General features: G+C 69.8%; 23 protein-coding genes. 4 read left to right on the top strand and 19 right to left on the bottom strand.

What is annotated here, in order from left to right:
- Positions 1 to 5: 5 nt before the first annotated feature.
- From A5728_RS10545 to A5728_RS10505, 9 genes are all read right to left on the bottom strand, one after another.
- Positions 6 to 2,270 carry a WYL domain-containing protein gene (locus A5728_RS10545; RefSeq protein WP_064846991.1) on the bottom strand — a complete coding sequence of 755 codons (2,265 nt, stop codon included), beginning with the start codon at positions 2,268 to 2,270 and terminating at the stop codon, positions 6 to 8.
- A complete protein-coding gene (locus A5728_RS10540) occupies positions 2,271 to 2,666 on the bottom strand; it encodes an FKBP-type peptidyl-prolyl cis-trans isomerase (RefSeq protein WP_064846990.1) in 396 nt (131 codons plus the stop codon).
- Positions 2,667 to 2,730: 64 nt separating this feature from the next.
- Positions 2,731 to 3,738: an FKBP-type peptidyl-prolyl cis-trans isomerase gene (locus A5728_RS10535; RefSeq protein WP_064847004.1), complete on the bottom strand. Its 1,008-nt coding sequence runs from the start codon at positions 3,736 to 3,738 to the stop codon at positions 2,731 to 2,733.
- Between the two features lie 104 nt (positions 3,739 to 3,842).
- Positions 3,843 to 5,252, bottom strand: coding sequence for a Pup--protein ligase (pafA, locus tag A5728_RS10530; RefSeq protein WP_064846989.1), 1,410 nt, complete (start codon positions 5,250 to 5,252; stop codon positions 3,843 to 3,845).
- Positions 5,253 to 5,256: 4 nt separating this feature from the next.
- Positions 5,257 to 5,463 carry a ubiquitin-like protein Pup gene (locus A5728_RS10525; RefSeq protein ID WP_064846988.1) on the bottom strand — a complete coding sequence of 69 codons (207 nt, stop codon included), beginning with the start codon at positions 5,461 to 5,463 and terminating at the stop codon, positions 5,257 to 5,259.
- A gap of 52 nt (positions 5,464 to 5,515) precedes the next feature.
- Positions 5,516 to 7,243 carry a depupylase/deamidase Dop gene (gene dop, locus A5728_RS10520; protein WP_064846987.1) on the bottom strand — a complete coding sequence of 576 codons (1,728 nt, stop codon included), beginning with the start codon at positions 7,241 to 7,243 and terminating at the stop codon, positions 5,516 to 5,518.
- Positions 7,240 to 8,952, bottom strand: a complete 1,713-nt coding sequence (gene arc / locus A5728_RS10515) for a proteasome ATPase (RefSeq protein WP_064846986.1) — start codon at positions 8,950 to 8,952, stop codon at positions 7,240 to 7,242. Before arc ends, dop begins: the two co-directional genes overlap by 4 nt.
- Positions 8,945 to 10,024, bottom strand: coding sequence for a tRNA (adenine-N1)-methyltransferase (locus tag A5728_RS10510; protein ID WP_064846985.1), 1,080 nt, complete (start codon positions 10,022 to 10,024; stop codon positions 8,945 to 8,947). The genes arc and A5728_RS10510 overlap by 8 nt, the downstream gene beginning before the upstream one ends.
- Positions 10,025 to 10,173: 149 nt before the next feature.
- Positions 10,174 to 11,352, bottom strand: coding sequence for a site-2 protease family protein (locus tag A5728_RS10505; protein WP_231885619.1), 1,179 nt, complete (start codon positions 11,350 to 11,352; stop codon positions 10,174 to 10,176).
- 81 nt (positions 11,353 to 11,433) lie between these two features.
- Between A5728_RS10505 and A5728_RS10500 the strand changes: the two genes are divergently transcribed.
- The gene (locus A5728_RS10500; RefSeq protein ID WP_064846984.1) at positions 11,434 to 12,330 is read left to right on the top strand and encodes a PAC2 family protein; all 897 of its coding nucleotides are present in this window, start codon (positions 11,434 to 11,436) and stop codon (positions 12,328 to 12,330) included.
- A gap of 28 nt (positions 12,331 to 12,358) precedes the next feature.
- On the opposite strand, the gene mshC is transcribed toward A5728_RS10500, so the two are convergent.
- The 3 genes from mshC to A5728_RS10485 all read right to left on the bottom strand — a co-directional run bounded on the left by mshC (position 12,359) and on the right by A5728_RS10485 (position 15,123).
- The gene (gene mshC, locus A5728_RS10495) at positions 12,359 to 13,669 is read right to left on the bottom strand and encodes a cysteine--1-D-myo-inosityl 2-amino-2-deoxy-alpha-D-glucopyranoside ligase (RefSeq protein ID WP_064846983.1); all 1,311 of its coding nucleotides are present in this window, start codon (positions 13,667 to 13,669) and stop codon (positions 12,359 to 12,361) included.
- A 112-nt stretch (positions 13,670 to 13,781) separates the two neighbouring features.
- Positions 13,782 to 14,615 (bottom strand): undecaprenyl-diphosphate phosphatase, encoded by an 834-nt coding sequence (locus A5728_RS10490; RefSeq protein WP_035961521.1) that lies wholly within the window; start codon positions 14,613 to 14,615, stop codon positions 13,782 to 13,784.
- A gap of 124 nt (positions 14,616 to 14,739) precedes the next feature.
- Entirely contained in the window at positions 14,740 to 15,123 is a 384-nt protein-coding gene (locus A5728_RS10485) for a hypothetical protein (RefSeq protein WP_064846982.1), read from the bottom strand.
- Between the two features lie 87 nt (positions 15,124 to 15,210).
- Between A5728_RS10485 and A5728_RS10480 the strand changes: the two genes are divergently transcribed.
- Positions 15,211 to 15,408: a DUF5703 family protein gene (locus tag A5728_RS10480; protein WP_094067061.1), complete on the top strand. Its 198-nt coding sequence runs from the start codon at positions 15,211 to 15,213 to the stop codon at positions 15,406 to 15,408.
- A gap of 13 nt (positions 15,409 to 15,421) precedes the next feature.
- On the opposite strand, the gene A5728_RS10475 is transcribed toward A5728_RS10480, so the two are convergent.
- Together A5728_RS10475 and A5728_RS10470 are read right to left on the bottom strand one after the other, a co-directional pair.
- Positions 15,422 to 16,606 carry an acyl-CoA dehydrogenase family protein gene (locus tag A5728_RS10475; RefSeq protein WP_064846980.1) on the bottom strand — a complete coding sequence of 395 codons (1,185 nt, stop codon included), beginning with the start codon at positions 16,604 to 16,606 and terminating at the stop codon, positions 15,422 to 15,424.
- A gap of 158 nt (positions 16,607 to 16,764) precedes the next feature.
- On the bottom strand, positions 16,765 to 18,084 hold the full coding sequence (locus A5728_RS10470; protein WP_064846979.1) for a M20/M25/M40 family metallo-hydrolase: 1,320 nt from the start codon (positions 18,082 to 18,084) through the stop codon (positions 16,765 to 16,767).
- Between the two features lie 211 nt (positions 18,085 to 18,295).
- Between A5728_RS10470 and A5728_RS10465 the strand changes: the two genes are divergently transcribed.
- Positions 18,296 to 18,802, top strand: a complete 507-nt coding sequence (locus tag A5728_RS10465) for a GNAT family N-acetyltransferase (RefSeq protein ID WP_231885618.1) — start codon at positions 18,296 to 18,298, stop codon at positions 18,800 to 18,802.
- A 255-nt stretch (positions 18,803 to 19,057) separates the two neighbouring features.
- On the opposite strand, the gene A5728_RS10460 is transcribed toward A5728_RS10465, so the two are convergent.
- The 5 genes from A5728_RS10460 to nrdF all read right to left on the bottom strand — a co-directional run bounded on the left by A5728_RS10460 (position 19,058) and on the right by nrdF (position 23,072).
- Positions 19,058 to 19,504: a pyridoxamine 5'-phosphate oxidase family protein gene (locus A5728_RS10460; protein WP_064846978.1), complete on the bottom strand. Its 447-nt coding sequence runs from the start codon at positions 19,502 to 19,504 to the stop codon at positions 19,058 to 19,060.
- A gap of 133 nt (positions 19,505 to 19,637) precedes the next feature.
- Positions 19,638 to 20,447 carry an SOS response-associated peptidase gene (locus tag A5728_RS10455; RefSeq protein WP_082943408.1) on the bottom strand — a complete coding sequence of 270 codons (810 nt, stop codon included), beginning with the start codon at positions 20,445 to 20,447 and terminating at the stop codon, positions 19,638 to 19,640.
- A gap of 31 nt (positions 20,448 to 20,478) precedes the next feature.
- Positions 20,479 to 21,201, bottom strand: coding sequence for a lipoate--protein ligase family protein (locus tag A5728_RS10450; RefSeq protein ID WP_064846977.1), 723 nt, complete (start codon positions 21,199 to 21,201; stop codon positions 20,479 to 20,481).
- Positions 21,202 to 21,332: 131 nt separating this feature from the next.
- Entirely contained in the window at positions 21,333 to 21,767 is a 435-nt protein-coding gene (locus A5728_RS10445; protein ID WP_064846976.1) for a hypothetical protein, read from the bottom strand.
- A gap of 324 nt (positions 21,768 to 22,091) precedes the next feature.
- On the bottom strand, positions 22,092 to 23,072 hold the full coding sequence (gene nrdF / locus A5728_RS10440; RefSeq protein WP_064846975.1) for a class 1b ribonucleoside-diphosphate reductase subunit beta: 981 nt from the start codon (positions 23,070 to 23,072) through the stop codon (positions 22,092 to 22,094).
- A 303-nt stretch (positions 23,073 to 23,375) separates the two neighbouring features.
- Here nrdF and A5728_RS10435 point away from each other — a divergent pair, with 303 nt between their 5' ends.
- The gene (locus tag A5728_RS10435; RefSeq protein ID WP_064846974.1) at positions 23,376 to 23,558 is read left to right on the top strand and encodes an antitoxin; all 183 of its coding nucleotides are present in this window, start codon (positions 23,376 to 23,378) and stop codon (positions 23,556 to 23,558) included.
- The last annotated feature ends 109 nt before the right edge of the window (positions 23,559 to 23,667 follow it).

The raw sequence follows: 23,667 nt of genomic DNA, 5'->3' as shown, positions 1-23,667 counted from the left end.
GACGGCTACGGACGCCCGGGGGTGGGCTCGGGACAGCTGCTGTTCAACCACTGTTCAACGGCGGCCACGGCCTCGGGCGGTGAGACCACGCCCACGTGTCCCGCATGCCGTGTGACCAGGGACGACAGTGCATCCAGTGTGGGGAAGTCCACCTCCGCGGCCACGTACTCGGGCAGTGGACGCGGCCCCCGCGCCGCGCGTGCGCGGGACCCGGGAATCGGCTGGGAGTTCGCCTCCCGGGGCGCGGCGTCGGATTCCTCTGTCTCCCCCGGCGCCGAGGGCACGGAGACCTCCACGAAGCGCTTGGCGTGGTAGTGCTCCACGATCCACCGCCCGCGCCGGTCGGTGACGACCACGGCCTGGACCGGACGACGCTTGGCCGGTTGGATGCTCGAACGCACCTCCGATTCCATGCGCGGGTGCACCTCGGCCTCACCCGCGTCCTCGCAGCCCACGATCCGGTCGGTGCGGAACGTGCGCGGCGCGTTGGCCTGCAGGCACCAGCCCCGCACGTACTGCTGCCCGTCCGAGAAGATCATCCGCACGGGGTCCACATGCCGCTCCGTGACCTCGTCCCGGGAGGCCACGAGGTACTGCAACCGCACGCGCCGGCCGTTCTTGATCGCGTCCCGCAGGCGGGTGACGAGCGCGCTGTCACGGGGCTCCGCGGCGGCGTCGGCGTCCGGTGCCGCAAGCGCGTCCGCGAGCGGCAGCGCGTCCGCGGCGGTCGCGACCTTCTGCATGGCCGAGCGCACGACCCTGCTGTCACCGCCCGGAACGGCCTGCAGGGTCTGCAACCCCATGAGCAGCGCGCTGGCCTCGGGGACGGTCAACCGCACGGGTTCGGACAGTTCCTGCGCGTTGCCCAGGTAGATGTGGCCGTCGTCCCAGGACGCGTCGATGAGCTGGTCTGGCATGTGCCCCGGGCGCCCGCACACGAACAGGGTCTGCAGGTCGTTGACGAGTTCCGCGTCCGTGATCCCGAAGTGCCGGGCCGTCTCCTCGAGCTCCGCGCCCTGGTGGGCGTAGACGTGGCGCACGATGTGTAGCAGCCGCGCGAGGTGCTGTTCGGTGCTGGCCTTGGCCGCGCCGTGACGGCGCTGCTTGCCCCAACGCACGTCCACGCCGGGCATCCGCGCCTGGAAGGCCCGCGCGTCACGGAGTCTGCGGGCCACGGCGTCGGCGACCGCGTTCTGGGTCGCGATGTCCTCGGCGGTCGGGGCGTCGTCGCTCGTCGAATCGGGTTCGACCGACGGCCCGCCCTCGGCCGTCGGGGCGCTCCCGCCCTGTGCGGCGTCGCCCCGAATGCCGGGCACGGGTTCGCGGGGCACCCGGGCGTCCGGGCCCGCCGCGCACACGTGTTCCGCCGCGGACTCGGTGTCGTGCACCGCGAGCTGCACGGCGTCGTAGCCCTCGGGGGCCCGCCACGCGGGTGAGTCGGACGGCGCGGCAATGCGGCGCAGCAGCTGGCCCGCGCCCTGGCGGACATGGACCACCACGCACAGCTGCGGCGGCTGGCTGACCATGCGCGCGAGCTGACCGCCCATGGAAAAGTCCCGGGGCGGCTCGAACGTCTCGCGCGTGGTCTCCACCTCGGAGATGATGCGGGAGAGCCGGAACGTGCGCTGTGCACGCCGGTCCGTGTCCCAGCCCGCGAGGTACCAGGCTCCGTAGCGGGAGCCCACACCCCACGGCTGCACCGTGCGCTGGGAGAATGCCCCGGTGCGGTCCACGTAGTCGAAGCGCACTGTGCGGTGCGCAAGCACTGCCGAGAGCAGCGGCTCGAAGGCGGGGTCCGCCACGGCCACGGTGGGCTGCAGGTCCCGGCCCGGCGCGGCCTCGCCGCTGAGCGCCGGTTCGAGCTTGTCGAGGGCGCGGCGTGCGAGCCGGTCCTGGGCAGCGTCGTTCCACGCGTCCGCCGCGACGGCGAGCACCGCGGACTCCTCTGCACTGAACCGCACCCGGGGCAGCCGGTACGAGCCCCGGGGCACGCGGTAGCGCGGGGTGAGCTGCGCGTCCGAGGCCCAGGGGTCGTCGTCCGGGATCTCCTCCACCGGGTACCCGAGTGAGCGCAGGTGCGCCTTGTCTCGCTCGAACATGCGCTCGAACGCGTCCTGGTTCCCGGCGCGGTCGTAACCGGGCACGATCTCGCGCAGCTGCTCACGGGTGTACCCGGACTCGCGGTCGAGCAGGGCGATCAGCAGGTTGAGGAGCCGCTCGGCGGACGCCGTGGTGGAACGGCGCGCCGAGGGCCCCGCGGAGGGCGCCATTCAGCGGACGTCGAGCAGGTCCACCACGAAGATCAGGGACTCGTCCGGGCCGATCACGGCGCCGGCGCCGCGCGAGCCGTACGCCAGCTCGGAGGGGATCTCCAACCGACGCCGACCACCCACCTTCATGCCCAGCAGACCCTGGTCCCAGCCCTGGATGACCTGTCCCACGCCCACCGTGAAGCCCAGCGGCTCACCGCGGTTCCAGGAGGCGTCGAACTCCTCGCCGCCCGAGTACGTGACACCCACGTAGTGGCACGAGACCGTGTCCCCGACCTTCGCCTCCCGGCCGGTGCCCTGGATCTCGTCCACGATCCGCAGCTCGGTGGGAACCGGGTCCTGGGGGAAGTCGATCTCCGGCTTGGAACGATCAAGCTTGCGCTGTCCGAATGACACGGGCTCTACCTTTCGTCGTGGGCCCCCGGGCGGGGCCGTGCCGAGCACACAGTGTAGCCGTGTCTCACTTGCCGGACGCAGAGGACTCCGGGCTCGCGCTCGGTGCCGTGGACGCACCGGGAGTGGCGCTCGCCGAGGCCTGCGGGCTCGCGGTCTCCGTCTTCGGGGTGGGTGTGGTGCCGAGGATGTCCACCACGAACACGAGCGCGCCCGCGGGGTACTGGGAGTCCTTGCCGAGCTCCTTCTCCGTGCCGTAGGCCTTGTCGGTGGGGATCACCAGCTCCACGCGCGAGCCCACCTTCTGGCCCTCCAGACCCTCCTTCCAGCCGGCGATCACACCGTTGAGGGGGAAGGAGGCCGGGTTGCCCTTCTCGTAGGAGGAGTCGAAGGACTTTCCGTCCGCCCAGCGCACGCCCACATAGTTCGCGATCACGGTGTCCGACTCCTTGACGATGTCACCATCCCCCTTGATCAGCACGTCCGTCTTCAGCTCCTTGGGCTCGCTACCGGCGGGCTTGGCGATCGTGGGGGTGCCCTTGTCGTCCTGTGTAACGTTGGGCATGCCCTTGGAGGGGGTCTTCATCTTCTCGTTGAGCGACGGCATGATCTTCTTGGTCACCTGGTAGACCTCCACCGAGGTGGAGTCGTCCCCCTCGGAGGCCGCGCCGCTGGTCTTGGGAGAGCTGTACGCGATGATCTCCCCCTCCTTGGCCTTCGTCAGGGCGTCGTACATCTGCGGCAGGGAGTCCTTGAGCTCGTCGTTGACGGTCAGCACCTGTCCGGCACCCTGACTGTAGGTGTCCCCCAGCGAGGAACCATCCGAGCCCTTGTACAGGGCCGCCTGCAGCATGATGCTGTCGCCGGCGTGGATCTCCTCACCGTCCCCTTCCTTCAGGACCTTGGTCTGCGCGTCGTCCACCTTCATTGGGGTCTTGAAGGACACCGACGGCGCGGTGCCCTGCGAGGGGTCTGCGGACAGTTCCACGGAGTCCCAGCCCGAGCCCCCGCCGCAGCCGGTCAGCAGCAGGGACAGGGCGAGCGCGGCGGTGCCGGCAGGGATGATCTTTCGCACGAGGGGGTGACCTTTCGTCATCGGGGTGCTGGCTCGGGGCCAATGTAGAGGACCCGCGTGGGCCGCGGCTGGGAGAGTCCCCGGAACACTGCGGGCGGGTGGGGTCAGGCGCGTCCAGAGGTGATCTCTGCGATCAGCTCCTCGACGTCCGGCTGGGTGGTGGCGAAGGGGTCCTTGCACATGACCGTGCTCTGCTGGTGCTCCCCGTTGAGCTTCAGGTGCACCCAGTCCACGGTGGTGCTGACCCCGGCGTCGTGGGCCGCGGCCACGAACCGCCCGCGCATCCGCGCCCGGGTGGGAGGGCCTTCGACGACGGCGCGCTCGACGTCCTGCGGGGCCACGAACGTCTCCACGGCACCGCGGCGCTCCAGCATATGGAAGAGTCCGTGGCGCACGGAGGTGTCGTGGTAAGCGAGGTCCAACTGCGCCATGCGGGGGTGGGACCAGTCCATCCCGTGGGCGCTCGCGTAGGAGTCCAGCAGCTTCTTCTTGATGGCCCAGTCCAGCTCGCGGTCCACCAGCGAGCTGTCCTGCTCCTCGACGGCGCGCAGCCCACGGTCCCACAGCCCGACGACCCAGTCGAGGCGGTCGTGGTGCGCGCCGTGGCGCTGCACGAACCGGGTGACTTCCTCAAGGTACTCGCGCTGCAGTTCGACCGCCGAGCGGTAGCCCCCCGCGGCCAGCTCCAGCGGTGCCAAACCGGTGAGGTCGTGGGAGACCTGCCGCAGGGCGGCAGCCGGGTCCGCGAGCGTGCGGTCCGGCAGGATCTGGCCCGCCTCGATCATGCGCAGCACCGCGTCCGTGATGCCGATCTTCAGCGCCGTGGTGGTCTGGGACATGGACGAGTCGCCCGTGATGACGTGCAGCCGGCGGTAGCGCTCGGCGTCCGCGTGCGGTTCGTCCCGGGTGTTGATCATGGGGCGGGAGCGGGTGGTGGCCGAGGACGACCCTTCCCACACGTGGTCCGCCCGCTGGGAGAACGAGTAGCCGGGGCGCCCGTCCCCCAGGGCCAGGGAGCCGAAGGGCGGCGGCCCGTCCGGGTGCACCCGACCCGCGCCCACGAGGATCTGCCGCGTCACCAGTAGCGGCAGCAGGTGCTGGACCAGCCGGGAGAACTCCGTGCGGCGGGCAATCATGTAGTTCTCGTGCGAGCCGAACGAGTTGCCGGCGGAGTCCGCGTTGTTCTTGAAGAGGTGCACCGTGCCGCCCACGCCCTCGGCGTCCAGGCTCTCCTGCAGCTGAGCGCGCAGGTCGTCCACGATCCGTTCGCCGGCGGCGTCCTGGGCGACGACGTCGTGCAGGGTTGCGGCCTCGGCCGTCGCGTACTCGGGGTGGGAGCCCACGTCCAGGTACAGGCGCCCGCCGTTAGGCAGGAACACGTTGGAGGCCCGCCCCCACGCGAGCACCGGTGCGAACAGCCGCCGCGCCGTCTCGTCCGCACCCAGGGGACGGCCCTGCGGTGCGCTGTGGATCAGGCCGAACTCGGTCTCGATCCCGTAGATCCGCCGTTCCACGGTATTACTGGCCGCCCTTCTGCACGAAGCCCTTCACGAAGGCCTCCGCGTTGGTCTCGAGCACGCCGTCGATCTCCGCGAGCAGGTCGTCGGTGCCCTGGGTGTCCAGCTGGGCCTGTGCGGCGCCCGAGGCGGGCGGGGTCGCGGGGGCCGGGGCGTCCGGTTCCTCCTCGCGGCGGGATCCGGTGCGGAAGATGCGTTCCTGTGCCATGGTGTCCTCCTGTGGCTTCTCGAATGGGGTGTGCTGCGCCCGACCGGGCGGTTCAGCCGATGTCGCTGCCCGTGACGAGGGCGGGCCGGTTCGCGGCCACGCGCTCGATCCAGGTCTCGACGTCCGGGGCGTCGAACCAGTCCTCGCACGTGTCCCGGGTGAGGTCGTGAGGTTCGGGCATCCTGACCCGAGCTCCCCGGCGGATCCCGGGGAACGTCACGGTCAGTGTGTCCCAGCCCACCGCGGCCATGTCCCGCGGGTACCGGAACACCGCGGTGCCCCGGAAGTACGCGCGGGTGTCGATCGGCGGATGGTCCGCGGCCGCGGTGATCCGGTCGTGGTCCACGAGGGTGCGGATCCGTCCGGCGGCGGCGAGCTTGTGGTAGAGCCCCTTGTCGGGGCGCACGTCCGCGTACTGCAGGTCGATCGCCACGAGCCGGGGATCGTCCCACGCGAGACCGTCGCGTGTGCGGTACGCGGTGAGCAGCGCGTACTTGGCCGCCCAGTCCAACCGGTCGGACAAGCGCGCGGGGTCCTCGGCGAGGTCCGTGAGCACCTCGTCCCAGGTCTGCAGCACGTGGGCGGTGTCCTCGTCCAACCCGTTCGGGGCCAGCTCGGTCTCCAGCGCCAACGCTGCGCGGTAGTACTCGCGCTGCAGCTCCACCGCGGTCAACTCCCGACCGTTCGCGAGCGCCACCGTAGTGCGCAGGGACGGGTCGTGACTGATGGCCTGCAGCGCGGCCACGGGATCCTCGAGCTCGAGGCGCGGCGCCCGGTCGTGTTCCACGAGGTTCAGCACCAGGGACGTGGTCCCGAACTTGAGCAGCGTGGCCACGTGGGAGAGGTTGGCGTCCCCGATGATCACGTGCAGGCGCCGGTAGCGGGTGTCGTCCGCGTGGGGTTCGTCCCGCGTGTTCACGATCGGGCGGTGGATCGTGGTCTCGAGCCCCACGGTGCGTTCGAAGAAGTCGGCGCGCTGACTCAGTTGGAACCCAGGACATGAACCGTCCACCCCGAGGCCCACACGGCCTGCACCACACATGATCTGCCGGGACGCGAAGAAGGGCAGCAGGGCCGCGGTGATCCGCTCGAAGGGCACGGCGCGTTCCACGGTGTAGTTCTCGTGCGCGCCGTAGGACACCGACTTGTTGTCCGTGTTGTTCTTGTAGAGGTTCACCGGCGCAGCATCCGTCCCCGTGGAAACCTCCGCGAGGTACTCCACGGCGCGGGCGGCCACCACGTCCCCCGCGGCGTCCCACGTGAGCGCGTCCAGGGGCGTGGTGACCTCCGGGGACGAGTACTCCGGGTGGGAGTGGTCCACGTAGACCCGCGCGCCGTTGGGGATCACGGTGTTCATGATCACGCGGCGCCAGTCGAGGTCCTCCGTGTACATCGCGGATTCGCTGATCGCCTCCGCGGCGATCTCCTCCGCGGTGAGCACCGGCGCCTCATCGGTGAGCTGACTCGGGTGGGCGTCCTCGCGGGCCACGGTGAACCCCCGGGCATCCGCGAGCGGGGTCTCGGAACCGTAGTCCCACCCTGTGCCGAGCGGGGCGTCCGGGGAACCGGGCTGCGCGGCGTCGTCGTCCGATGGCGTGGGCCCGGCCGAGCCCACGGACCGTTCCCCGCGTGCCGCCTCCTGTTCCCGAAGCCGTCGGGCGACCCACGCGGCGTACCCCGTGACCACGCGGGTCGAGAGCACCGTGGGGTTCGCACCCGGTTCACCCTGTGCCAGCACACCGAACTCGGTCTCGCTGCCCATGATCCGCCGTACCGTCATGCCGCGCCCCCGTCCGGACGCTGCGTGCCGGAGACCCCGGGGCGGTCCACTGCGATCCGGACGTCCTGGATGGTGTCCGCGCGCCGACCGGTCAATCGGGCCCAGTCCTCCGGGTCCGCGGTGTTGGGCAGGTCCTGTTGTTCGTGGAACTCCTGGTTCACCGCGTCCACGAGGTGCTGCGAGGTGATCCCCCGCCGGCCCGTGGTCAGCAGCGTCTTGATGGCCTGCTTCTTGGCGCGGTCCACCACGTTGCGGATCACCGCTCCGGACGCGTAGTCCGCGAAGTACAGGGTCTCCTGGCCGCCGTCGCGGTACGTGATCGTGAGGAACTCGGTGTCCGGGGTGCGCGCGTACATGCGCCCGATCGCGGCGTCCACGAGCTCCCGGGCGGCCTGCGCGCGGGAGCCGGCGCGAGCGACATCGTCCTCACGCAGGGGCAGGTCCTCGGTGACGTACAGCGAGAAGATCTCCCGCGCGCCCTGCTCGTCCGGGCGGTCGATGCGGATCTTCACGTCCAGGCGACCGGGGCGCAGCACCGCGGGATCGATCATGTCCTCGCGGTTGGTCGCGCCCACCACGATCACGTTGTCGAGCTGCTCCACGCCGTCGATCTCCGTGAGCAACTGCGGCACGATTGTGGTCTCCACGTCCGAGGACAGCCCCGAACCGCGCACGCGGAACAGCGAGTCCATCTCGTCGAAGAACACCACAACGGGGATCCCGCGCGCCGCCTGCTCGCGCGCGTTCGCGAAGATCGAGCGGATCTGGCGCTCGGTCTCCCCCACGTACTTGTCGAGCAGCTCGGGGCCCTTGATATTGAGGAAGTAGCCCTCGGGCCGCGCGCGCCCGGCCTTGGCCGCGCTGCGCTCGGCGAGCGAGCGCGCAACAGCCTTGGCGATCAGCGTCTTGCCGTTGCCCGGGGGACCGTAGAGCAGGATGCCCTTGGGCGGGCGCAGACCGTGTTCGCGGTAGATGTCCGGGTGGACGTAGGGCAGTTCCACGGCGTCGCGGATCGCCTCGATCTGAGGCCCCAGCCCTCCGATGTCTGTATAGCGGACCTCCGGGACTTCCTCGAGCACGAGCTGTTCCACGTCCGTGCGTTCCACGGGTTCCAGGGCGAAGCCCGTGCGGTGGTCCACGGTCAGGGCGTCCCCGGGCTTGGGGCGCTCACGCCGCAACCGACCCGAGAGCAACAGCACGCGTTCCTCGTCCGAGCGGCCCACGGTGAGCACGCGGTCGTGGTCGATGACCTCCTTGACGGTGGCCACCTCCCCGGTGCGCTCGTAATCGAGCACCGCGATCACCACGTAGTGCTCGTTGAGCAGCACCCCCAGTCCGGGCTCGCACGCACTCAGCGACACGAGAGGGCTCAGGGCCACGCGCATCTTCCGTCCCGCGGAGAGCACGTCCACCGACGGGCCCGTGACCACGGGACCGTCCCCGGTGGCCTCCCCCAAGGGCTGGCGACCGTGGTTGACCTGCAGCACCACGGCGAACGTCGCGGGAGCCTCGGCCTCCGCCGCGAGGGTCTTCTTGAGCGTCACGATCTCCTGGCGGGACGCGTTGAGCAACCGCACCAGCTTCTCGTTCTGCGATCCCACCGCCGCGAGCTGCTTGTCCAGGTTGCGCTTCTGGTCCCGCAGCATGTTGATCTGGCGCTGGGTGATGTCCGCGGCCGAACGGCCCGCGGTGCCGCCCGATTCAGTCATCGCGCACCTGACCCTCGTCCGCGCGGGCCTGCTCGTCGATCTCCCGCTGGGCGCGCGCGGCGTGCTCGGCCAACGACGCCGCATCGCGGCCCGCGCGGCGCAGCTTGCGGTCCGAGACCACGCGCTCGCCCAGGGCCACGGGAGTCCACGCCTGCAAATCCTCTTCCGTGTACTCGCTCTTGGAAGCGCGCCGCTTCGGAGCCAACCTGGGTGCGCCGTCCACGAGTCGGCGGGACTGGATCAGGAACCCGGTGTGCGCGACCATGCGGTGGTCCGGGCGCACCGCGAGCCCCTCCACATGCCACCCGCGCACCATGGTCTCCGAGGCCTCGGGCTCGGTGAAGCGGCCGTCCGCGCGCATGGCCTCCGCCACGCGGGACAACTGCGGCACGGTGGCCACGTAGCAGATCACCACGCCGCCGGGCGCGAGGGTTGTGGCCACGGCGTCGAGGCACTCCCACGGGGCGAGCATGTCCAGGATCACGCGGTCCACAGACCCGGGCTCCTCCCGCGCGCCCAGTTCCTCCGCGAGGTCCCCGAGGCTCAGTTCCCACGCGGGGTGCGGGCCGCCGAACATGGTCTCGATGTTGCCCCGGGCGATCTCCGCGAACTCCTCCCGGCGCTCGAACGAGTGGACGTGGCCTTCGTCCCCCACCGCGCGCAGCAGGGAGATGGTCAGCGCGCCGGAACCGACCCCGGCCTCCACGACCCGGGCGCCCGGGAAGACGTCCGCCATGGTCACGATCTGCCCGGAGTCCTTGGGGTAGACCACCGCGGCTCCGCGGGGCATGGACAGCACGAAGTCCTTGAGCAGTGGCCGCAGCGCCTGGTACTGGATCCCCGAGGTGTTGGACACGACCGTGCCCTCGGGTTGGCCGATCAACAGCTCATGTGCCAGCACCCCGCGATGGGTGTGGTGTTCCCCTCCGTCCACCAGGGTGATGGTGGTCATCTTCCCGGTCTCGTCCATGAGTTGGACGCGCTCGCCGGAGCGGAACGGGCCGCGCCGGTTGGCTGCTCCCCGCACGGTGGCGCCGGTGGGGTTCGGGTGGGATTCCTGCTGCTCGCTCATCTGCTCGCTCTCACGCGTGGTCGTCGTCGGGTCCGTCCGGCTCCGTAGGTATGCCCGCACCGCGGGCCGCCCCGAGCCATTCTCCCACCGTAGCCCCGATCGGATCACCACGCCCCGCGGCGATGGCCCCCACCGCGCTCATGGAGCGATCAGGCGCGCAGGGCCAAGCGTGCGAGGTCCTCGTGGTGCACCACGCCCGTGACGTGACCGGCACCGTCCACGACGCACACCCAGGCGCGGCGCCCGGTCTCCAGCACGCGGGCCAGTTCGCCGCCGGGGGTGCCCGGGTCCACGGTGGTATCCGCGGGACGCCATTCGGCTACGTCCCCCACGGCGACGACGCCGCGGTGCGCCGGTGCCACCCGTTCGGCGAGCTCGGGGTCCAGCAGGCCCACGGCACCGCGGTCACGGACGACGACGTCCGGGGTCCATCCCCGGTAGTCGTCCCCCGTGGCGGCCATGACGGTGGCGTCCACGAGGGCCAGGGGCGTGGTCGGGGAGAACTCCATCGCGGGACGCGCGACACCCCCGGCCCGCACGGCGTCGAGCACGCCCAGAACGCGTGCCTGGCGCAGCGCCTGCCCCGCGCCCATGAAGATGAACCCGGCCACGAGCAGCGTGATCACGAGCACCACCGGTTGGCGCCATACCTGCGCCCACAGCAACCACGCGACCGTGAGGATCGCGATCCCGCGCCCGCACCACGCGGCCACGGTCGTGCCCTTGGCCTCCGAGCGGGTCAGTGCCCACACGATCGCCTCCACCACGCGCCCGCCGTCGAGCGGCAGTCCGGGCAGCAGGTTGAACAACCCCAGGATCCAGTTGGCCAGGATCAGCAACTGGACGAGCGCCCACCCCGGGCCCGCGGGGCTGTCCGCGGTCACGAAGAGCACACCGGTGCCCAGCGCGGCGAGCACCACGTTGCTCAGCGGTCCGGCCAGGGACACGAGCGCGGTGGGCAGCGGCGTGGTGCGCACGCTGCCGAACGCCGTGTGCCCGCCCATGAGGGTCAGCACGATCCGGGTCACTGGCCACCCGGCCGCGCGACCCGCGAGCGCATGGGCGAGTTCGTGCACCAGCACGCTCAGGGCCAGGCCCACCGCGAAGCCCAGGGCCAGGAGAAGGTTGAGCCAGCCGAGCTCGGGGTACAGCCGCCACAGCACGGGCCCGTACATCACCAGGGTCAACCCCGCGATGAGGAACCACGAACGGTCCAGCAACAGCTCCACGCCCAGCAGCAGACCCAGCCGCACCCCGCGGGGTCGGGGGCCGGCGGGGGCCGGTGCGGCGCGATCGTCGGAGGGCTGGCGGAACCGGGGAAGGGGCATGCTGAACATGGTAGGTGCGCCCGCCGGTACCGCGCTGGGGATCGGCTCGTGGAACACCCGCACGGGCCGTACAGTGGGACGGTGACCACGTTGGACAATAATTCGGAGCAGCCCGGTATCGGACCTTTCGGGGTCGTGCGTGACGGTGCGGACCAGGAGACCGTCACGGTGCTCATCGCCGCGTTCGAGGGCTGGAACGACGCCGGCGACGCCGCCACGGACACCCTCAAGCTCATCCGCGAGCAGCTCAACGCGAAGGACGTGTTCGAGGTCGCCTCGGACGACTACTACGACTACCAGTACTCCCGTCCCGTGATCCGCCGGCCCCTGACCGGGGAGCAGAAACTGCACTGGCCCACCACGCGGTTGTCCAAGGCGTCGGTGCCCGGGACCAACCTGGACGTCGTGCTGTTGCACGGCTGGGAACCGTCCTACCGGTGGCGTGCGTTCACCGCCGAACTGCTCGAGCAGGCCGCGGCCCTGGACGTGGACTTCGTGATCATGCTCGGCTCGCTGCTCGCGGACGTCCCCCACACCCGCCCGATCCCCGTGACCCTGACCTCGGACACCGAGGAGCTGCGCGAGGAACTGGACATCGACGCCCCCCAGTACGAGGGACCCACCGGGATCGTGGGGGTGCTCTCCCACATGGCCGCGCTCGCGGGCTTCCCCACGCTGAGCATGTGGGCCGCCGTCCCGCACTACGTGGCGCAGTCGCCCTCCCCCAAGGCGCAGCTCGCGCTCGCGCGCCGCCTCGAGGACCTGCTGGGCATGGCCCTGCCGCTCGAACCCGTGGTCGAGGACGCCGAGGCGTGGGAACGCGGCGTGGACGAGCTCGCCTCCGAGGATCCGGAGGTCGCGGACTACGTGCGCCAGCTCGAGGAGGCCAAGGACACCGTGGACCTCCCGGAGGCCACCGGGGACGCGATCGCCCGCGAGTTCGAGCGTTACCTGCGCCGCCGCGACGACCGCGGCTGACCGCGCGGGTCCGTCGGAGGCGGGGCGCTCAGAGTTCGATGCCGAGCAACGCCTCGACCGTGGCGCGCGCCAGCGCGGCGTCCTCGGCCGACGCCCCCGCCCCACGCGCGGCGGCACCGCCCAGGTTGCGTGCGGCCCACGCGTCCACCGCGATCAGTGCCGCGGGAGCGTTGAGGTCCTGACCGAGGGCCGCGCGCACGGCCTCGAGCAGGGAGTCCGCCCCGGCCGTTTCAGGTTTGACGGCGGCCTCACGCCACGTGGCGAGGCGACGCTTCGCCTGCTCGAGCAGGTCGTCCGTCCAGAACCAGTCCGTACGGTAGTGGTTGGCGAGGATCGCCAGGCGGATCGCGGCGGGATCCACTCCCTCCCGGCGCAGGGTCGAGACGAGCACCAGGTTGCCCTTGGACTTGGACATCTTCTCGCCGTCCAGCCCCACCATCGCGGTGTGGACGAAGTGCTCGGCCATGGGCTCACCGGACAGCGCGTACGAGTGGCCCGCGCCCATGTCGTGATGCGGGAACGCGAGGTCCGAGCCCCCGCCCTGCACGGTGAACGGCGCGGGCAGGTACTGCAGCGCGATGACGCTGCACTCGATGTGCCATCCGGGGCGGCCCTCACCCAGTGACGCACCGTCCCAGAACGGTTCGCCCTCGCGCTTGACGCGCCACAACAGCGGGTCCAGCGGATCACGTTTGCCCGTGCGTTCGGGGTCGCCGCCGTGATCCGCGAAGAGGGGCAGCATGCGCTCCCGGTCCAGGCGACACGTGGAGCCGATCACCCATGCGTCGGGGTCGTCGGCGCGCAACCGCCCGGCGGCGTCGACGTCGAAGTAGACGTCCCCCGCGGGCTCCGAGCGCCCGTCCTGGCCGGTGCCCTCCGGGACGCGGTACGCGAGCCCGCGTTCCACGAGGCGTTCGATGGCGGGCACGATCCACTCGACGGCCTCGGTGGCCCCCACGTAGTGATCGGGGGCCAGCACGTTCAGGGCCGCCATGTCGGTGCGGAACAACTCCGTCTGTTCCTCGGCGAGCTCGCGCCAGTCCACGCCGGTGTCGTTCGCCCGCTCGAGCAGGGGGTCGTCCACGTCGGTGACGTTCTGAACGTAGTCCACGGGGAAGCCGGCGTCCCGCCACACCCGGTTGAGCAGGTCGAAGTTCACGTACGTCGCGGCGTGGCCCATGTGCGTGGCGTCGTACGGGGTGATCCCGCACACGTACAGTCCCGCCCGGCCCTCACGCGGTTCCAGCCGTTCGAGCTCCCCCGTGCTTGTGTCGTGCACGAGGGGTGCGGGCGAGGTCCCGGGCAGTTGCGGAACCGGACGGCTGGACCAACGCTTCATGTTCACCTTCGCTTGGACGATTCTTGGACTCCCTCGAACGCAACGGGCGCACCGGGGCCGCTATTCCCTGGTGACCGCGAACGCGCACGTCACGGATCGAGGGCGGTGCTGATCAGGCGCTGATGAGCCCCGTTCCGAGCATCACGAACAGCGCGGCACCCAGCAGGATGCGGTACCACACGAACAGGTTGTAACTGCGTTCCGAGATGTAGTGCATGAACCACCCGATGATCAGGTAACCCACGCCGAACGCGATCAAGGTTGCCACCGCGGTCTGGCCCAGGGAGTAGACCCCGCCGGGTTCGGCGCCGCTGACCGCCTTGTACAGCTGGTACAGGCCGGAGGCGAACACCGCGGGAATGGCCAGCAGGAACGCGTAGCGTGCCGCGGCCGCGCGGGTGTAGCCCATGAGCAGACCCGCGGTGATCGTGCCACCCGAGCGGGAGACACCGGGCACCAGTGCCAGCGCCTGGGCGAAACCGAAGCCCACGGCGTGCTTGACGGTCAGGTCCTCCAGGTGACGTTCCTGCTTACCCATGTAGTCCGCGATCGCCAGGAACAGACCGAAGACGATCAGCATGGTCGCGGTGATCCACAGCGAGCGGAACTGGGTCTCGATGTAGTCCTGCAGCAACAGACCGAGCACGGCGATGGGCAGTGAACCCAGGATGATGAACCACCCCATGCGGGCATCCGGGTCCTTGCGGTCCACGCGGCCGCTCAACGACAGCGCCCACTTCTTGATGATGCGCACGATGTCCCGCCAGAAGAAGATGATCACAGCGGTCTCGGTGCCCAGCTGGGTGATCGCGGTGAAGGTGGCCCCGGGGTCCGCCCCGTTGGGCAGGAACTCGCCCACGATCCGCAAATGGGCGGAGGAGGACACCGGCAGGAATTCGGTCAGCCCCTGTACGAGGCCCAGGATTATCGCTTCGATCCAGTTCACGCGACAACTGTACGGCACCCCCTCCGAGGTGCTTCCCGGCCCGTCCTGGGAAGCCGCTGGACACGCACGAAGGCCCCCGCCCGCGGCGGAGGCCTTCGCAGCTCACGTGATCCGATCCCCCGGGTCAGCGCCCGGAACGGCGTCCGTTCGAGGAATCACGGTCCTCGTTCTCGTCATCGTCATCGTCGTAGTCGTCCTCGTCGATGAGATCCTCGTCCATCATCTCGTTGTCCTCGAGAAGATCGTCGTCATCATCGTCGTCATCATCATCGTCGTCGTAGTCGAGGTCGTCGTCGGAGTCGTCCTCCTCGGCGAAGACGGTGAGCGGGGTGACCTCGTCGTAGGCGTCGTAGAGGGCTTCCTCGTAGGCTTCGAAGGTGTTGGCGATGGCCAGGTAGGCTCCGTCCACCGTGGGATCGTCGTCCGAACGGCGGTTCGCCGCGGCGGCGAGGTGTTCTTCGAGGGCGTTGACGAGCGCTTGCAGCGCGGCGCGGGGATCGGTGCTCATGGTGTAGACGTTAGCCGTTATCGGAGCAGAATGGGAGCAATGAAAGAACAACGTCTGAAGCACAGTTCGGTATCCGGTCACCCCGCCATGACCGGGCGCGACGACCGGTACGAGTACCTCTCGCTCACGGTGGCGCCGCGGGAGAAACCCGCCGAGGCACGCAGCCGGGTACGGGAACACACCGAGTACGGCAAGTGGGAACTCATGCGCTCGGCGGTGCTCTACGGGGGCCAACGCCGCTATGTACTGCGCCGGCGGATCATGCGGGTGGACCGCACGTTCTGAGCCCGGGATCCGCTCAGGACGAGACGGGTCCCAGCAGGGATTTCGCCGTGGCCGCGTGGACGGATTCCTCGTCCGAGGGGTGGTACATCCCCGCCAGCACGTCCCGGTAGAGCCGCTCGAGCTCGGAACCGCGCCGGTACTGCGCTCCCCCGGACGCCCGCAGCGCCAGGTCCACCACGGCGCGCGCGGCTTCCGTGGCCCGGTGCTTGACCCCGGAGAACAGGATGAACCACCGCGGCCCGTGCGCCGGCTCCCGGTCCGACCCCAGGGCGTCCACGTCCGCGCACAACTGCCGCAGTTGCAGTTCCACCCCGTCCCGTAGCACACCGGCCCCGGCCACGTGCCGGCGGATGTCCGGGTCGTCCGAGTACGGGGCGTCCTTGGCCAGGGATCGCCTCGTGGTCGTGATCTCCACGGCCACGTCGATCGCGCGGTCGGCGATCCCCGTGTACACCGCCGCGAGCAACAGTTCGAAGCACCCGAAGATCCCCCACACCACGGGGTCCGGGTTGGGTGCGGCCGGGGTCCTGGTGAGCACGTCCTCGGTGCGCAGCAGCGCACCGTCCAGCACCGTGGTGCACGACTGCGAGGCACGCATCCCGAGCGCGTCCCAGTCCTCGCGCACCGTGGCCCCCTCCGCCGGGGACCCGTGGCCCTCCCGAGTGAGGAACCCGAAGACGAGGGGTGCGGCGTCGTCGTCCCCGGAGACCCGGGCGTGGACGAGCAGGCGCGTCCAGCGCGGGGACAGGGACGTGAAGATCTTGGTGCCGTGCAGGCGCCAGCCCTCGGCCACGGGCTCGGCGCTCGTGGTCGCGTCGAAGAGGACGGAATCGTTGCCCGCCTCGGAGATCCCGAACGCGAAGACCTCCCCGGCCACGGCGTCGAGGAAGATCCGCTGCGCGCGATCGTCCCCGCGCAGGTGGAGGGTGTGGCCGATCCCCACGATCACGTGGTGCATGTTGATCCCCAGCGCGGTGGCCGGTGCGGCCGTGGCGAGGCGGCGCTGCGCCTGCGCGGCCTGCTCGAGCGTGAAGCCCAGCCCGCCGAACTCGCGCGGGACGAGCATCCGCAGGTAGCCGATCTCGCGCAGCGCATCGAAGTCCTCGGCGAAGAACGCATTGTCGCGGTCGGTCGCGGCGGCGCGGTCCCTGATCTCGGCGAGCAGCTCGTCGGATAGCAGTTCGGTCACGGCGGTCATGGGGGCTCCTTCGGTGGTCGGGCCGGTGGAATGGGGCGGAACGCAGGACGGGTCGGCGTCGCGCGGGTCCGGTCGCGTGGGGCATGCACGAGGTCGCTAGGGCTTGGCAGTACGATGCGGGGCCGACGTCGTTCGGGCCGGCGAGCGCGGGGGGGGGCTCAGTACGTGCGCAGCAAGCGGTCCAGCACACGCGAACCGAACTCGAGCGAGGTCACGGGCACGCGCTCGTCCACGCCGTGGAACATGCCCGTGAAGTCCAGTTCCGGGGGCAGCTGCAGCGGGACGAATCCGTAGCCGGTGATCCCGAGCGTGGCCAGGGACTTGTTGTCGGTGCCCGCGCCGAGCATGTAGGGCAGCACCACGGCGTCGGGGTCCTCGGCCTGCAGCGCGTCCACCATGGCGTCCACCACGTTGCCCGAGAACGGGACCTCCAGCCCGATGTCCTCGAACTCGGCCTCGAAGCGCACCTTGTCACCCGCGAGCTCCTGGAGCTTCTCCATCACCAGATCACGCTGATCCGGCAGGAACCGCACGTCCACGGTGCCCTGCGCGGTCCCGGGGATCACGTTCGTCTTGTACCCGCCGTCGAGCATCGTGGGGTTCGAGGTGTTCTGCAGGGTCGCCCCCACGAACCGGGCCACATCCCCCAGTTCGCGCAACAGCCGCTGCGGGTTCTCCGGATCGAACTCCACGCCGGTCAGCTCGGTGACCTCGTCCAGGAACGCGCGGGTGGTCTTGGTCAGTTCCACGGGCCACGTGTACTGCCCGATGTTCGCCATGGCGCGGGACAGGTGCGTCACGGCGTTGTCCTCGTGCAGCCCGGAGCCGTGCCCGGCCTGGCCCTGCGCGATGAGCTTCAACCACAGCAGGCCCTTCTCCGCGGTCTGCAGCAGGTAGGCCCGCTTGCCGCCGATGTTCGCGGAGAACCCGCCCACCTCGCTCAGTGCGTCCGTGACACCGTCGAAGACCTCGGGATGTTCGCTCACCATCCACTTGGAGCCGTAGCGCATCCCGGCTTCCTCGTCCGCGAAGAACCCGAAGACGATGTCCCGCTCGGGCACGGTTCCCGTGCGGCGCATGTGGCGCAGCACCGAGAGCATCATGGCGTCCATGTCCTTCATGTCCACCGCGCCGCGGCCCCAGATCATCCCGTCCCGCACCTCCCCTGCGAACGGGTCCAAGGACCAGTCCTGCACCGCGGCGGGGACCACGTCCAGGTGGCCGTGCACGAGCAGCGCGTCCGCGCTCGGGTCCTTGCCCTCGATACGGGTGAACACGTTCGCGCGGCCCGGGGCGGACTCGAAGTACTGGGCCTCGAGGCCCACCTCGTGGATCAGCTCGGCCACGTACTCAGCCGCCGCACGCTCACCCTTGGCCTCGCCACTCGCGTAATTGCTCGTGTCGAAGCGGATCAACTCGCGGCAGATCCGGGCGGTCTCGCCCTCCGGTGTGGAATCGGTCTGGGGGTTCTCGGTCATGGTGCTCGCTCTCCTCACTAACGCCGGACGGTGGCCTCCGGGCTGCGGTCCCCGCGTGGGACGACGACGCCGCTCGCGCCCACCGCGGTGCCGTGGGCCGGGGCTCGGACGGGCCTGCCCCTCCACCGTAGTACGCCCGTGGAAACCGGGGTCTTCTCGGTTACCCTGAGGGGCAAGAACTACCGTGTGCACCGATGACCCATGGGAGGCCATGATGACTGGAACCATCACGCTGATCGCGCGGACGGAGCTGACCCCCCGGGAGCTCACGGCCACGAGCCGTTCCGTGACGGACGAGGACACCGCCGCGCTCGCCCGGTTACTCCGGGAGGCCTACGGGTCCGGGACCGTGGGCACGCAGGAGGACGCGGAGACCACGGTCCGAGACGCCTTCCGGGGTGAGTTCGGCCCGTTCCTGCAGGAACAGTCGCAGGTGATCGAGGACGAGGACGGCAACCCCGTGGCCGCGGCCATCGTGCTCGAGCGCCGCGATGACCCGCACCTGCCGGACGTGCCGTACCTGTTCGAACTTTTCACGGCGTCCTCGCACCGCCGCCGCGGCTTGGCGGAGCAGCTCGTGCGCCAGGTCATGACGTCCCTGCACGAGAACGGCTACCACGAGGTGTGCGTGCGGATCCCGGAGGACAACTCCGCGGCACTCGCGCTCTACCTCACGCTCGACTTCAACCGCTGGATCCCGGAGCAGGACGAACTCTGACGGTGCTGCGGCTGTTCGGGACGCAGCTGCCCGGAACCGAGCCGTCCACGACCGACCCGCCCAGAACCGAACCGTTCTGAACCGGATGCAAGAGACCCGGATCGCCTGATGCGACCCGGGTCTCTTGCTGCGGATGGATGCACTGCATGTCGTGGAACGAATCGGCGTCCGCCGAGCGCACCGGCGCCCCTCCGTGACGCGCCCGCGCCGTCGTTCGACAGCGAGGGGCGAACCCGTCAGCGTGGCAGCAACCCGTCAGCGCAGCGTGAGCTCGTCGCTGCGCGGCGGGACCTGGGATGCGTCCGTGCGCGTGGCCCAACGCACCGTGATGTCCAGGACCCGCAGGTTCTCGGGATCGTTCGTATCGGTCGCCCCCGGGTGCTGTGCCGCGAGCGTCTGACCGGCCGGAGCGGCGTCGGCCCCTTCGAGGACCCTGGCCTCTCCCTCGAGCTGCACCTCGTGCGTGCCGTCTCGCATCACGACCATGGACACGCGCGGGTCGGACGTGATGTTGGAGAACTTCCGGGACTTGGTGTTGGTCCCAAAGACGATGTGTCCGTCGTCCGTGGCAGCCACGTGGACGTACGCGGATTCGGGATATCCCGTGCCGCTGTTGCTCGCGAGCACGCCGGCTCCGGCGGAGCGGACGAAGTCGATCAGCCAGCGCGTGTCATCGGTCAGGGTGTCGCCCAGTTCAACCATGTCTACCCCCGGTTATCGTCGGTGTGGGTGCGTCGGTGCACCGTCTCCACCATAGGCAGAGGGCCGAGGTCTTGCGGTGCGGCGGGCCGTACCGAGGACATTCACCGGGGTTGTGACACGCCCCCGGCTGCGGCTACAGCAGGGTCTGCAGGGGTTCCACGAGGTACTCCCCCTGGGACTTCACCGACCCCACGTCCGTGCTCACGGCATGCATGCGCCACTGCGCGGCGACCTCCAACGCGCCGGCCACCGCGCGGTCCACGAGTTCCGGGGCGTGGTCCTTGTCCGGGGTGATCCATTCGCGCGCGAACGCTTCGGTCATGCCCATGGGCAACCGGTTGTGCAGGGCTGCCAGCGCGGCGAGGTGCGAGTTCTCGTCGTGCGCGTCCGGGGCCTCGCGCGTGAGGATCGAACACGAGAGCAACCACCGGCCCGCGTCGTCCTGCGCGTTCTTGCCCGGCCGGGTCTGCTCGGCACGCGCGAGGTCCGCGGCGTCGTCGGGAACGTGCCACCACTCGTAGATCCCGGCGAACCAGATCGGGGAACCGTCCTCGGGGTACACGAAGTACGGTTGCTTCTTCCCGCGCCAGGGCTCCGGGGCCTTCCACTCGTAATAGCCGTCCGCGGGGATCGCGCAGCGCCGGGCTTTAACCGCGGCCCGAAAGGACGGTTTCTCGGTCACGGTCTCCGAGCGGGCGTTGAACATCTTGGACCCGATCGACAGCTCCTTGGCCCACGAGGGCACGAGGCCCCAGCGCGCGGCGTGGATCTCCGGGAGCAGCTGACCGTCCGGTGAGAGCCGCTCGAGCAGGATCGGGACCGTGTGCGTGGGAGCCACGTTCCAGTTGGGTTCCACGCCCCCGGCAATCGAGTCGTCGACCTGCGCGTCGAAGGGCAGTGCGAGCTGGCCCGGGGTCCGGGCGATCACATAACGACCGCACATGGTGTTCTCCTCCCGTGACGGGTTGTCGGCCCTACCGCGATCCGCTCACGGGGCCGTACCCCATGTAGGACGAGTACCGGTCGTACACGCTCATGAGCGCGGCCTCGACCTCGGCGACCGTGGTGCCCGGTCGGACGTCCGCGACGCACCCGGCGGTGGCCGGTTCCCACGACACACCCAGGCACGAATACACGTCCTCCAGGACGCTGCGCAACGGCTCGGCTACCTCGATCACGAGCACCGTGGAGAAGTACCACGCCCCGGCCACGACACGCTGCGCGGTACCGGCGAGTTTGACCGGTTGGTTCGGATCCGCCGCTGTCCCCGGTGCATGCACGCTGTACTCCCCCGCGCAGTACTCCCCCGGGATCTCTCCCACCTGGGCCGGGATCTCGAGTTCCTCGAGCGCTGCGACCACCATGTCCCCGAACAGGCGGTACCGGTCCTGGATACCCGTCTTAGGATCCGGATCCGGTTCCACGTGATCGATGACCAAGCAACCCCCGTGGTACGCGGCCGCACGGCCACCCACGCGGCGCACGAGCGGGGTGAACGCGGCGTCGAGCGCGGCCTGACGGGCCCGGGGGAACCCGGGGTTGAGTTCGTCGCGGCGACCGAAGGCCACCGTGGGCCGCGGTTGGTACACGCGCAGCACGGGTTCGGTGGCGCCACCGCGCGCGGCGTCGAGGATGGACAGGGCGCGGCGGTAGTCCTGTTCGGCGCCCAGGGACTCGCGCTGGCGTATGAGTTTCATGCTGGCGCCAACTCTAGTGCAGCGGGGCCCGCTCGGACCCCGGACGCGGCGGCACGGGCGGGTCCGTTCCCCGCAACTCCTCGCTCACCCGGCCGGACGTGGCGCGCGCTACGTCGACGACGTGTGGAGCATCACGCCGCGGAGGTGGTCAACCGCGCGGCCGGACGGGGCGGGGCGGTGAGCGCAGTGGCCGTGCGGCTCTCCTCGGCCGCGGTGACCGGACCGTGAGCGGCGGCAGCTACCATCGCGGTCTTGAGCACGTGGTGGTTCGCGAGCAAATCCGTGGAGTTGCCCAAGGAACGCAGCACTCGCCACGACATGGTCACACCGCCGCGTGAGACGTAGCGATTGACGTAGCGCACCGCGGCGTTCCACCGTTTGCGCTGGTCACGGGTGAGTTCCGCGCCCTCTTCCTGTTCCTGCAGCCACGCACGAGCACCCACGAACACGCGGGACACCAGTTCACGTTCGAACGGTTCCACCGTGCCGGCACCGCGCATGAGCTGGTTGAGCGTGCCCAGCTCGGCGACCGAGAGCACTGATTTGACGGACGATTTTGCGCGCATCACGTTCAAGCCCCCTACGAAGATCTCCCGTGGCGAGTGCATGACTGTGCAGTTCTTCACGGTTGTCGATCGTGCCCCCACCAACCCGGCGTTCCCCCCGGAACGCCTGAGGGTTGGCGAGAAACCTCTCCCCTTGCGGCTCCAGCCTAGGAACAGCGGCCACGTGATGACAGCCGCACATTGGGGGACGCACCCGCGCGCCACCCGCTCTTCATTCCATGGCCTTGTTTCCCGCACACTCCCACCCAACCCGCCCCCGGGCCCGCATACACCGTGCGGATCCGGGCCTCGGAACGCTCTCCGGGAGGGCGGGCGCTCAGTGACTCAGAAGTCCCAGTCCTCGTCCTCCGTGTTCACGGCCTTGCCGATTACGTAGGAGGAGCCGGAACCGGAGAAGAAGTCGTGGTTCTCATCCGCGTTCGGGGACAGCGAGGAGAGGATGGCCGGGGACACGTCCGTCATTTCCCGCGGGAACAGGGCCTCGTAGCCCAGGTTGTTCAGTGCCTTGTTGGCGTTGTAGTGCAGGAACTTCTTGACGTCCTCGGTCCAGCCGACCGAGTCGTAGAGCGCCTCGGCGTAGGCCACCTCGTTGTCGTAGAGCTCGTCCAGCAGCTCGTACGTGTACGCCTTGAGCTCCTCCTGCCGCTCCGGGGCCTCCTGCAGCAGACCACGCTGGTACTTGTAGCCGATGTAATACCCGTGCACGGCCTCGTCGCGAATGATCAACCGGATCAGGTCCGCGGTGTTGGTCAGCTTGGCGTGCGAAGAGAAGTACATGGGCAGGTAGAACCCGGAGTAGAACAGGAAGGACTCCAGCAAGGTGGAGGCCACCTTCTTTTTCAGCGGGTCGTCACCCTTGTAGTACGTCAGCACGATGTCGGCCTTGCGCTGCAGGTGCTCGTTCTCGCGCGACCAGCGGAACGCCTCGTCGATCTGCTTCATGGACGACAGCGTGGAGAAGATGGACGAGTAGGACTTCGCATGCACGGATTCCATGAACGCGATGTTCGTGTACACGGCTTCCTCGTGCAGGGTCTTGGCGTCCGGGATCAAGGAGACCGCACCCACGGTGCCCTGGATGGTGTCCAGCAGGGTCAGGCCCGTGAACACCTTCATGGTGAGGTCCTGCTCCTCGGCCGTGAGCGTCTTCCACGACTGGACGTCATTGGACAGCGGGACCTTCTCGGGGAGCCAGAAATTGGACGTCAGACGGTCCCAGACTTCGGTGTCCTTCTCGTCCTGGACGCGATTCCAGTTGATGGCCTCCGCCGGGTGGCGGAGCAGTTCGACCTTCTCGGTGGTCATGGCGCGCACTGGCTCCTTCGTGGATGGGGGTTCCCGCCCCGCTGGATGACGCCGACGGCGCTCGGCGGGCGAGCGCTGCACACCGGTTCTCGCGGGGTCGGCTGGCGCGCGGGACGACTTCCCAGGGTACTCCACTTCAGGCGGGAACGAAGGGGGCCCGATTCCTTCCACCCCGGACCCATCGCGTCATGTTCCCTCAGGGTGAACCCCGTGTCGGGGTCCTTCCGTATGTGACGGAAGCCGTGCAGGATGAACGTACCGACCCGACACCGGGCTGGTTCACCTACCGGAAGGACACAGATCATGCCGGATCTCGGAGGACTCGCGGACAAGGCCAAGGACGCCGCCGGAAACCACCAGGACAAGGTCGACCAGGGCATCGACAAGGCGGGCGACGCCGTGGACGAGAAGACCGGTCACAAGTTCGAGGGCCAGGTCGATCAAGGCCAGGACGCCGCGCGCAATCGGCTCAGCGGCAACGAGTGATCTGCACCGCCGACGGGGGGGGGGGGGGGGCGCGCGGCGGGGCCGCGCCCCCGCCCGCGGGCCGCGCGGGGGGGGGCGCCCCCGCGGGGGGGGGGGGGCACACAACACC

Source organism: Kocuria sp. ICS0012, from assembly GCF_001665945.1.
GTDB lineage: Bacteria > Actinomycetota > Actinomycetes > Actinomycetales > Micrococcaceae > Kocuria > Kocuria marina.
The sequence above is the reverse complement of the archived record's forward strand: the minus strand, read 5'-3'. Positions and strand labels throughout refer to the sequence as shown.